The sequence below is a fragment of the Novosphingobium endophyticum genome (assembly GCF_014640675.1).
Taxonomy (GTDB): domain Bacteria; phylum Pseudomonadota; class Alphaproteobacteria; order Sphingomonadales; family Sphingomonadaceae; genus Novosphingobium; species Novosphingobium endophyticum.
This window is the reverse complement of sequence record NZ_BMHK01000001.1, coordinates 310125-317153: the sequence shown is the minus strand read 5'-3', so window position 1 is coordinate 317153 and position 7029 is coordinate 310125. Positions and strand designations below refer to the sequence as shown.

Sequence of the window (7029 nt, the reverse complement as noted above, 5' to 3'; positions counted from 1 at the left end):
GGTTCCTCGACGTGTTCGGCGCCTGGGATCCGACGCTGGTTTTCGTCATGGGCGGCGCCGTGCTCGTAATGGCGGTGGCATGGCGCATGCGCAATCGCATGGGGACGCCGATCTTCGCCGAGCGGTTTTCGCTGCCGGACCGCAACGATCTCGACGTACGCTTGATCGCCGGCTCGATCCTGTTCGGGATCGGCTGGGGCATCGCCGGCCTTTGCCCGGGTCCGGCAGTCGCTTCGCTGGCGCTTTCCCCCCTCAGCGTCCTGCCGTTCGTTCTTGCCATGCTCGCGGGCATGGCCGCTCAGCAGTTCACCAGCCTCATGCCACGGCGTCGCCAAACGGTTCCGGAGTAACGCGTCATGGAACTCACCAAGCTGACATACCGCCTGAGCACGTCTCCCCAGATCCGCCCGGACGAGGTTGCGGAGATTGCGGCCGCCGGTTTCCGATCAATCGTCTGCAACCGGCCTGACGGGGAAGAGCAGGGGCAACCGACCGCCAATCAAATCGGCGCAGCGGCAAGGCGCGCCGGCTTGTCCTTTGCGCACATTCCGGCCGTGTCGGGCTCCATCACCGACCAGGATGGACGCGCCATGAGCCGCGCTCTCGACGAGCTGCCGGGGCCGGTTCTGGCCTACTGCCGCTCGGGCGCGCGTTCCAAGAAGCTGGCGGAAATGGCAGGCGCTTTGGCCCCGCAGAGCGCCGACAGCGGCAGCTACGATATCGTTATCGTCGGCGGGGGCAGCGCGGGGATCGCCACCGCGGCCAGCATTCTCAAGCGCAACTCCAGGCTCAGCCTGGCGATCATCGAGCCGAGCGAGGTCCACTACTACCAGCCCGGCTGGACGATGGTGGGCGCCGACATATTCAACCTGGAATCAACCCGGCGCGCGGAGGCACAGTTGATCCCGCAAGGCGCGACTTGGATCAAGGCGTCTGCCAGCGGGTTCGCCCCCGACGAGAACAAGGTGCTGCTATGCGATGGCGGCAGCGTGTCTTACCGCGTGCTGATCGCCTGTCCGGGGATCAAGCTCGACTGGGACGCCATTCCGGGACTGCGGGACACTCTCGGCCGCAACGGCGTCACTTCGAACTACAGCTACGAGTTCGCGGCTTACACCTGCCGCCTGGTGAAGGAACTCAAAGGTGGACGGGCGCTGTTCACCCAGCCGGTCATGCCGATCAAGTGCGCCGGCGCACCGCAGAAGGCGATGTACCTGTCTTGCAGCATTTGGGAGCGCGCCGGAGTTCTCAAGGGCATCGACGTTCAGTTCCACACCGCGGGTGCAGCGCTGTTCGGCGTGCCGGTCTACGTGCCGGCACTGATGGAGTACGTCGAGCGCTACGGAGCGCATCTGAACCTTGAGTCACGGCTCGTCTCGATCGACGGCCCGGCGAAGGTCGCCACATTCGAGCAAAAGCGCGGGGACGAGCTCACGCAGGTCGAAGAACGGTTCGACATGATCCATGTCGTCCCGCCGCAGACCGCGCCCGATTTTGTCCGGTCCAGTCCTCTGGCGGCGCCGTCCGGCTTCGTCGAGGTGGACGAAGCGACGCTGCGCCATCCCCGCTACCCCAACGTCTTTGCCCTCGGGGACGCGTGCTCCGCCTCGAACGCCAAGACCGCGGCGGCGGCCCGCAAGCAGGCGCCGGTGGTGGCAGTGAACGCCCTGGCAGCGCTCGCGGGTCGGGAGCCCGTCGCCGATTACGACGGCTATGGCAGTTGTCCGCTCACGGTCGAGAAGGGCAAGATCGTGCTCGCAGAGTTCGGGTATGGCGGCAAGCCGCTGCCGAGCTTCCCCACCTGGTTGATTGACGGAACGCGGCCGTCGCGCCTCTCCTGGCTGCTCAAGGACACGATCCTGCCGCCGGTCTACTGGCACGGCATGCTCAAGGGGCGCGAGTGGATGGTCAAACCGCACCTGATCGACCGCTGAGATGGGGTGGGGCGCTCGCTATCTGCCGCTGCTGGGCTGGGCGCGCGGTTATGACCGTTCGACGCTGACAAGCGATCTCGTCGCGGCGGCGATTGTCACCGTCATGCTCATTCCGCAGAGCCTCGCCTATGCGATGCTCGCCGGCCTTCCACCCCAGATCGGTCTCTACGCCTCGATCGCGCCGCTGATCGCCTATGCTATCTTCGGCACCAGCCGCGCGCTCGCGGTCGGGCCGGTCGCGGTGATCTCGCTGATGACGCTGACCGCCGCCGGGAGCGTGGCGCCTCCCGGGAGCGCGGAGTTCATCGCCGCGGCGCTCGTTCTGGCGCTGCTCTCCGGCTTGATCCTGCTACTGATGGGTGTGCTGCGGCTCGGCTTTCTCGCCAACCTGCTCTCGCACCCGGTGGTGTCCGGGTTCATCACCGCAAGCGGCATCATCATCGCGTTCAGTCAGCTGAAGTCCATCCTTGGCGTCTCCGCTTCGGGCGAAACGTTGCCCGAGCTGATCGGGACGCTGGTCCGGGTCCTGCCTTCGACGCATCTGCCCACGCTCGCGATCGGCGTCGCCGCAACCGCCTTCCTGTTCTGGGTACGCAAGGGGTTGAAGCCGCTGCTGGTGCGCGCGGGAATGGCTCCTCGCCCCGCCGACCTCCTGGCCAAGGCCGGACCGATTGCCGCGGTGGCGGTCTCGACCTTGGCCGTGGTCTTCCTCGGATTGGAGGCGCAAGGCGTCAGGGTGGTTGGCGAGATTCCGCAAAGCCTGCCGCCGTTCACGTTGCCGTTGTTCGACGCAGAGCTGTGGCGCCAACTGGCTGTGCCAGCGCTGCTTCTGTCGGTAATTGGCTTCGTCGAAAGCGTCTCGGTCGCCCAGACGCTCGCCGCGAAGAAGCGCCAGAGGATCGATCCCGATCAGGAGCTGATCGGCCTGGGCTCGGCCAACGTGGCCGCCGCCTTCACCGGCGGTTATCCCGTTACCGGCGGCTTCGCCCGGTCCGTCGTCAACTTCGACGCTGGCGCCGAGACTCCGGCCGCCGGCGTCTTCACAGCTGGCGGAATCCTCGTCGCCGCCCTGTTCCTGACGCCGCTCCTGGCCGCGCTGCCGGTCGCTACGCTTGCCGCCACGATTATCGTTGCGGTGCTGAGCCTCGTGGACCTGAAGACCCCGGCCGAGATATGGCGTTACTCGCAGACAGATTTCGCTGCGATGATCGCGACCATTCTGGTCACGCTGGCGGCCGGGGTCGAGGCTGGGGTAATCGCGGGTGTAGGCATCAGTCTTGCGTTGTACTTGTGGCGCGCATCGCGGCCCCATGCGGCGATCGTCGGACGAGTTCCGGAAACCGAACACTTTCGCAACGTCAGGCGACACAAGGTCTTCACCGATCCCCGGGTGCTGACCATCCGCATCGACGAGAGTCTGACCTATCTGAACGCGCGCTGGCTCGAGGAGTTCGTGCTCGAGCAGGTAGCGGAGCATCCGCAGCTGCAGCACCTTATCCTGATGTGCTCGGCGGTGAACGCCATCGATGCCTCGGCTCTCGAGAGCCTCGAGGCGATCAACCACCGCCTTGCCGACGCTGGGGTAAACCTGCATCTTTCGGAGGTGAAGGGCCCCGTAATGGACGCGCTCGAGCGGTCGCATCTTCTGGGGAACCTTGGGGGCAAGGTTTGGCTTTCGCAAAACGCCGCTTTCGACGCTACTGTCGCCAGCGCCGATCGTCTCGAGGACGCGCAGCGCACCCCTGATGTCTGGCTCTCACGAGGATTGATATGATGGATCAGCTGTGAGCACTGTTTCCTGCCTGTGCGCAATTTTGCCTCAATGAATGGCGCCTGCGGTCTTGGTTGGAAACCTCCCTTCCGGCATCTCCATGTCGTACCAGCTCGGCGCTAACTGGTCTGTGTTCGCGGGGCGCGGCCGAAGCGAGGGGGCGATCGAACACATCCATTCTCGATTGTTGGTATGGCCCATGCGTGATGACCAATCCTGAAATCTTGGACCAGAAGGCAAGTCACACAGGGCCTTCGTTTTCGGGGTTGAGCGACGCCGAGGCAGCCGAACGCCTGCGGACGGAAGGTTATAACGAGCTGCCGCATTCGGGGCAGCGCACGTTTGCGCGCATCGTCGTGGACGTCCTGCGCGAACCCATGCTGGCCATGCTGCTCGGTGCGGGCATGATCTACATGGCGTTGGGCGACCTTCAGGAAGCCCTGATCCTGGTCGCCTTCGCCGGGCTTTCGATCCTCATCACTGTCGTCCAGGAAAGTCGCACCGAACGGGCGCTCGAAGCTTTGCGGGACCTGACCAGCCCGCGTGCGCTCGTCATCCGCGATGGCGTGAGGAAGCGCATCGCCGGGCGCGAGGTGGCGCGTGGCGATCTCGTCGTGCTCGCTGAAGGCGACAGGGTACCCGCCGACGGGTGGATCGCTGAAAATAACGGATTGCATCTGGACGAATCCTTGCTGACCGGAGAATCTGTTGCCGTACGCAAAACTGCCTGCGGGGCTGATGCGCCAACCGCCATGGTGCGTCCCGGCGGAGACGACCTGTCATTCGTCTATTCAGGATCGCTGGTCGTGCGCGGGACGGGGCTTTGCGTTGTCACCGCAACAGGTCTTGCCAGCGAGATCGGTCGCATCGGGCGTGTTCTCTCCACGCTTGAAACCGAAGCGCCACGCCTCAGACAGCAGACACGCCGGCTGGTCTTGTGGTTTGCGGTGACGGGCGCTGCGGCCAGTGTGCTCGTTGTTATCCTTTACGGACTGTTTCGCGGGAGCTGGCTGGAGGCCGCGCTTGCCGGGATAGCGCTCGGCATGTCGATGCTGCCGGAGGAATTCCCGGTGGTGCTCACCATCTTCATGGCGATGGGCGCCATGCGCATGTCGCGCAATCGGGTGCTGACGCGCCGCGCGGCAGCGATCGAGACATTGGGCGCGGCAACGACGTTATGTACGGACAAGACCGGTACGCTGACGCAGAACCGGATGCGGATCGCCGAGTTGCGTCTCCCTGATGGGCGGATCCTGTTGCATGACGATCAGCAGAAACACCTGCTGCAAGACGAATTCCACCGTCTGGCCGAGCTCGGCATTCTCGCCAGCGCCCAGCAGCCGGTGGATCCGATGGAAGTCGCCTTCCATGAACTTGGTGATGAACTCGCGCCCGAAACCGTCAGGGCGCGGCAGGACGCGGGCTGGACACTGGATTATCACTATCCTCTCGACTCCGCCCTGCTGGCTATGTCCCATGTGTGGGCCAACCGCGACACGGCCGAGGAACGAATCATCGCCACGAAAGGCGCACCTGAAGCCATCGCCGAACTCTGCGGCATGGCTGGAGACGAGAAGGCGAGACTGAAGGACACCATTGACGCCATGGCCAGTAAGGGGCTGCGGGTTCTTGGCGTAGCCGACGCGCGCTGGGCAGGTGTTGAACTACCGAAGTCGCAACGGGAATTCGGCTTCACCTTCCGCGGGTTGGTCGGCCTTGCCGATCCCCTGCGCGCTTCTGTCCCAGATGCCGTGCGCCAATGCCGTGCAGCCGGCATCCGCATCATCATGATCACTGGTGATTACCCGCAGACCGCCCGCGCCATCGCCCAGAAAGCAGGAATTGATTCAGACGACGTGCTGACAGGCGAAGACCTGGCGGCAATGTCCGACGACGAACTGCGACAGCGCATCGGCTTCGTCAGCGTGTGCGCGCGCATCATGCCTGAACAGAAGCTGCGGCTCGTCGAAGCGCTGAAGGAAGCCGGCGAAATCGTCGCCATGACCGGCGACGGCGTGAACGATGCGCCTTCGCTCAAGGCGGCGCACATCGGCATCGCCATGGGCGGGCGCGGCACCGATGTTGCCCGCGAGGCGTCGGCAATCGTGCTGCTTGACGATGACTTCGGCTCAATCGTCAAGGCCATTCGCATGGGACGGCGAATCTATGACAATCTGCGCAAGGCAATGGGCTTCATCGTTGCCGTGCACATTCCGATTGCGGGCCTTGCGTTGCTTCCACTGCTGACCGGCATGCCCTTGTTGCTGGGGCCGATCCACATCGCCTTCCTGGAAATGATCATCGATCCGGTCTGTTCACTCTCCTTCGAAGCCGAGAAGGACGAGCGCAATGTCATGGAACGACCCCCGCGCCGACCGGATACCCCGTTGTTTTCACGCTGGCTGGTGGGCTGGTCGGTTATCCAGGGCAGTGTTGCATTTGGCGTGGCCGGGGGGCTGACCCTGTATTTCTGGGATACCGGCATTGGCGAGGAACAGCTCCGCTCCACCGCCTTTCTTGCGCTCGTCCTCGGAATCACGAGTTTGATCCTCATCAACCGCCGCTTCAGCGCTTCGATAACGGCGGCCTTGCGCAGGTTTAATCCGGCGCTCGGCACGGTCTTTGGGTTGGTGACCATTATCCTGCTGGCAACGCAGTTTGTTTCTCCGATTGCCGACCTGTTCAATTTTGCGCGCGTTGCTCCCGAGGGAATCGGGATCATTGCGCTCGCCAGTGTTGCCATGCTGTTCATCCTCGAACGGTTGAAACCGCTGTGGGGTACCCGATTGCTTGAATAGGCCGTCTGTGGATGGCTCCCGCGTTGCAAGCACTTTTTGAAATTCTGACGGTCGGTCGGGTGCAGTCGTCTGTCCGGCCGACCCAAAGGGCCCACTCCAATCCCGGGTCAACTCTCAGAATCAACAGGTAGAGAGCCTTCATGTGCTCGACGGTGCGATAGGCGAGCCGGGCCCGACCCTCCTGCTGGCGGCCGCCAAGGAGCGCCACCCCGAAGCGGAGCGCGAGGTTGGTCTGCTTGGCGGGTTTGTCGAGCGCCGCGAGGCGAGCGGCGAGCGCCGGGATCCCGGCGACGGGATCAAAACCGTCCCAGGTCGCGTACCAAGTCGGCGAGAAGATCGGATTGTATCTCGCATTCGCCTTGCGGGCGGCGATCTTGGCGAAATCCGCGGCCGGCTCCGAGGACGCCTTAACAATCGACAGCAGACAGCCGAGATTGCGCAGGTTGAACGGCGGCCTTGTTGGCGGTTGATGCCTATGCTCGCTGGAAATTTCCCTTGAGGATTTTTCCGCCTGTTCGCAGAGCAT

General features: G+C 64.0%; 5 protein-coding genes. 4 read left to right on the top strand and 1 reads right to left on the bottom strand.

What is annotated here, in order from left to right:
* From IEX32_RS01465 to IEX32_RS01450, 4 genes are all read left to right on the top strand, one after another.
* On the top strand, nucleotides 1-350 hold a 350-nt coding region (locus tag IEX32_RS01465), incomplete at its 5' end, for a DUF6691 family protein (RefSeq protein WP_188767519.1).
* A 6-nt stretch (nucleotides 351-356) separates the two neighbouring features.
* A complete protein-coding gene (locus IEX32_RS01460) occupies nucleotides 357-1934 on the top strand; it encodes a bifunctional protein tyrosine phosphatase family protein/NAD(P)/FAD-dependent oxidoreductase (protein WP_188767517.1) in 1578 nt (525 codons plus the stop codon).
* Between the two features lies 1 nt (nucleotide 1935).
* Nucleotides 1936-3708 carry a SulP family inorganic anion transporter gene (locus IEX32_RS01455; protein WP_188767508.1) on the top strand — a complete coding sequence of 591 codons (1773 nt, stop codon included), beginning with the start codon at nucleotides 1936-1938 and terminating at the stop codon, nucleotides 3706-3708.
* A 203-nt stretch (nucleotides 3709-3911) separates the two neighbouring features.
* The gene (locus IEX32_RS01450; RefSeq protein ID WP_188767506.1) at nucleotides 3912-6503 is read left to right on the top strand and encodes a cation-translocating P-type ATPase; all 2592 of its coding nucleotides are present in this window, start codon (nucleotides 3912-3914) and stop codon (nucleotides 6501-6503) included.
* Here the strand turns inward: IEX32_RS01450 and IEX32_RS01445 are convergent.
* Nucleotides 6454-7029: a hypothetical protein gene (locus IEX32_RS01445; RefSeq protein WP_188767504.1), complete on the bottom strand. Its 576-nt coding sequence runs from the start codon at nucleotides 7027-7029 to the stop codon at nucleotides 6454-6456. The genes IEX32_RS01450 and IEX32_RS01445 overlap by 50 nt on opposite strands.